This window comes from Cytophaga sp. FL35, assembly GCF_014349235.1.
Taxonomy (GTDB): domain Bacteria; phylum Bacteroidota; class Bacteroidia; order Flavobacteriales; family Flavobacteriaceae; genus Euzebyella.
Genome location: NZ_JACSOH010000061.1, coordinates 1 through 2,682, shown reverse-complemented (window position 1 = coordinate 2,682; position 2,682 = coordinate 1). Strand labels below are relative to the sequence as shown.

The following is a 2,682-nucleotide window of genomic DNA, read 5'->3' as shown; positions in this document are numbered from 1 at the left end:
ATGTAAGATTTTATGATGTCGAGTGAAAATTTAAGTAATTTTCATTTTAGCTTAATCTCACTTTTAAGCCTCTTTTTCCTGTAAAACTTTTATTTCATCCCTTAATTTTGCGGCTTGCATGAAGTCTAATTCCTTTGCCGCTTTTTCCATTGCTTTCCGTTTTTCCCTGATCAATTTTTCAATTTGATCTTTGGTCAAATAATCCATATCCGGTTCAGCTGCGCGCATCTCCTCCTTTTCAAAATGATAGGTGGAAACCGAGTTTTTGGCCAGCACACTATCAAGGCTTTTGTTCAAGGCTTTTGGTGTAATATTATGAGCTTCGTTATAGGCCATTTGTTTCTCCCTTCGATAGGTAGTTTCATCTATGGTTTTTTGCATGCTTTCGGTCACCTTATCGGCATACATTATGGCCATTCCATTTAGGTGTCTTGCAGCCCTACCAACAGTCTGTGTAAGCGATCGGTTGTTACGTAAAAAACCTTCTTTGTCCGCATCTAAAATCGCGACCAAAGAAACCTCCGGAAGATCCAATCCTTCCCTCAATAAATTCACTCCGATCAACACATCAAAAATACCTTTTCGTAGGTCTTGCATAATTTCTACCCTTTCCAAGGTATCAACATCACTATGAATATATCTGCATCTTACCTGTATTCTAGTCAGGTATTTTGCAAGCTCTTCAGCCATACGTTTGGTCAAGGTAGTGACCAAAGTACGCTCGTCTTTCTCAACTCTAGTTTGTATTTCTTCTACCAAATCGTCTATTTGGTTTAAACTAGGACGGACTTCAATAATTGGATCCAAAAGACCGGTAGGTCTAATGATTTGTTCTACATATACACCTTGACTTAGTTGTAGTTCATAATCTGCCGGTGTTGCCGAAACATAGATAACTTGATTCTGTAAGGCCTCGAATTCCTCGAATTTTAGAGGTCTGTTATCCATGGCAGCAGGCAATCTAAAACCATAGTCTACCAGATTAACTTTTCTACTTCTATCGCCACCGTACATGGCATGGACTTGCGGTACGGTCACATGGCTTTCATCAATAACCATTAGGTAGTCATCGGGAAAATAATCCAAAAGGCAGAAAGGCCTTGTGCCGGGTTGTCTTCCATCCAAGTATCTGGAATAGTTTTCTATTCCTGAACAATAGCCCAGTTCACGGATCATTTCCAGGTCAAAATTGGTTCGCTCTTCCAGCCTTTTTGCTTCTAAAGGTTTTCCTATTTCTTTAAAATAGTTGACCTGGGCCACTAAATCATCCTGAATTTGATGAATGGCATTCTGTAAAACATCCTGCGAGGTAACGAACATATTGGCAGGATAGATGTTGAGATTTTCATAAACTTCCAAGACATTATTGTTGAATGGGTCAAAAGCCTCGATTTCTTCAATTTCGTCTCCAAAAAAATGAATTCTAAAGGCGTGGTCCGCATAACTGGGGAATACATCCACAACATCTCCTTTAACTCTAAAATTTCCGTTTCGGAAATCGGCCGTTGTCCTGGAGTACAAACTTTGAACCAGTTGATGCATGAACTTAGTTCTGGCGATTACTTGGTCTTTCTTAATTGAAATAACATTTTTTTGAAACTCTATTGGATTACCAATACCATAGAGACAGGATACAGAGGCAACCACCAAGACATCGCGTCTACCGGAAAGAAGGGATGAGGTGGCACTAAGCCGTAGTTTTTCAATATCCTCATTGATGGACAAGTCTTTTTCTATATATAAACCAGAAGTAGGAATAAAGGCTTCCGGTTGGTAGTAGTCGTAATAGGAAACAAAATATTCAACGGCATTATTGGGAAAAAACTGTTTGAATTCCGAATATAGTTGAGCTGCCAAGGTTTTATTGTGCGCCAAAACCAGCGTTGGTCTTTGCACTGATTCTACCACATTGGCCACAGTAAACGTTTTTCCTGATCCTGTAACACCAAGGAGTGTCTGGTAAGGTTCATTGGCTTCTATGCCTTGAGATAGTTGCTTAATGGCACTTGGTTGATCTCCAGTAGGTTCAAATTCTGATACGACTTTAAATTTCATTTCGTAAAATTACGAAAGAATGGGATTGCATAGGACTGCGTATAGTGTTACTTTTTACCTCTTCAATGTAAAATGACCTTTTATTTCATCTCCGTTTGAGGCAAGGGCTCGGTACCAATAATCGGATTCAGGTAAAGGCGTTCCTTGATATGTTCCGTCCCAACCCTTTATTTTTGGGTCTAGAATAAATAATAGATTCCCATATCTATTGAAAATGCGAATGGAAACAATAACAATTTCTCCTTCTCTTACAGGAGTTTTATATTGCCAATAATCATGGACTCCATCACCATTTGGAGTGAAAAATTTTGGAAAATCTTCAGTACTTAGTTCACGTTGAACGGAGGTTTCCGCAATACCGCAGCCATTTTTATCACGAACAAAAATGCGTTGGAAGTCATTTGAAATGTTCTCGAATACTGGGCTGTCTTGATAAGGGCCGTCTTCACTGTTCAATGCATATTCATAAGTTCCGGCACCTTTAGTCTTCACTTCAATTCTGCGTTCTCCGTTTCTTCTGGACTCCTTAATAGTCTCTACGACAGGAATCTCCGAAGAAAAAACGTGAAAAATTTTTGAATTGCTACATTCAACTGTGGTTGTGGACTGCGTTATGTTATTGAATGC

General features: G+C 39.2%; 2 protein-coding genes. Both read right to left on the bottom strand.

Annotation, left to right across the window (positions count from 1 at the left end):
• Nucleotides 1-63: 63 nt before the first annotated feature.
• The gene (uvrB, locus tag BIZ36_RS20460) at nucleotides 64-2,055 is read right to left on the bottom strand and encodes an excinuclease ABC subunit UvrB (RefSeq protein WP_187459715.1); all 1,992 of its coding nucleotides are present in this window, start codon (nucleotides 2,053-2,055) and stop codon (nucleotides 64-66) included.
• Between the two features lie 54 nt (nucleotides 2,056-2,109).
• The coding region (locus tag BIZ36_RS20455; RefSeq protein WP_187459714.1) for a T9SS type B sorting domain-containing protein at nucleotides 2,110-2,682 on the bottom strand (573 nt) is incomplete at its 5' end.